This is a genomic window from Microbacterium sp. HSID17254 (genome assembly GCF_003989315.1).
Classification (GTDB): domain Bacteria; phylum Actinomycetota; class Actinomycetes; order Actinomycetales; family Microbacteriaceae; genus Microbacterium.
The window spans coordinates 1-980 of record NZ_RBLT01000126.1 but is presented as its reverse complement, the minus strand read 5'-3'; the positions used below and the strand labels follow the sequence as shown (position 1 = coordinate 980).

At 71.5% G+C, this 980-nt stretch carries 2 pseudogenes; both read left to right on the top strand.

Annotated features, from left to right (window positions below):
* Positions 1 to 399 (top strand): annotated as a pseudogene (locus D8M34_RS18075) (acetaldehyde dehydrogenase (acetylating)); the annotation flags it as partial.
* A pseudogene (locus D8M34_RS18070) lies at positions 396 to 980 on the top strand (4-hydroxy-2-oxovalerate aldolase); the annotation flags it as partial. The pseudogenes D8M34_RS18075 and D8M34_RS18070, both read left to right, overlap by 4 nt.

The following is a 980-nucleotide window of genomic DNA, read 5'->3' as shown; positions in this document are numbered from 1 at the left end:
TTCACCCACACCACCGGTCAGGCCGTCGCCGAGGTCGGTGGCGCCGCCCGCGGCAAGGCGATCATCATCCTGAACCCCGTCGAGCCGCCGATGATCATGCGCGACACTGTGTTCTGCATGATCGGCGCCGACGCCGACCGGGCCGCGATCACCGCCTCGGTCCACGAGATGGTCGCCTCGGTGCAGGAGTACGTGCCCGGCTACACCCTGCGCGCCGAGCCGCAGTTCGACGAGCCCACCGAAGCCTGGGACGGGCACGCCCGCGTGGCCGTGTTCCTGGAGGTCAAGGGCAACGGCGACTACCTGCCGCCCTACGCAGGCAATCTCGACATCATGACCGCCGCGGCCGCCCGGATCGGCGAGCTGATGGCCCGAGCGAAGCTGGAGGCCCAGTCGTGACCCGCCCCGAACTGCGCAACGACGTCCGAGTCATCGACACCACCCTGCGCGACGGCAGCCACGCCATGGCGCACCGGTACACCGAGACCCAGGTCCGCGACACCGTCCGTGCGCTCGACGCCGCCGGGATCGAGTGGATCGAGGTCAGCCACGGCGACGGCGTCGGCGGCTCGTCGTTCAACTACGGCTTCTCCGGTGCCGACGAGATGAGCCTGATCGCCGCCGCCCGCGACGAGGCCCGCCAGGCCGGGATCGCCGTGCTGCTCGTCCCCGGGATCGGCACCGTCGACGACCTCAAACGCGCCCATGACGCCGGCGCGGAGATGGTCCGGGTTGCCACCCACGGCCCCGAGGCCGACGTCTCCCCGCGTCGCTTCGCCGCGGCCCGCGAACTGGGCATGCAGGCCTGCGGGTTCCTGATGATGGCCCACAAGACCAGTCCCGAGGACCTGGCACGCCAGGCCCGGATCATGGTCGACGCAGGCTGCCAGGCCCCCTACGTCACCGACTCGGCCGGCGCGCTGCTCATGCACGAGGCCCGCGCCCGGTTCGAGTCCCTGGTCGCCGAGGTCGGCGACGAC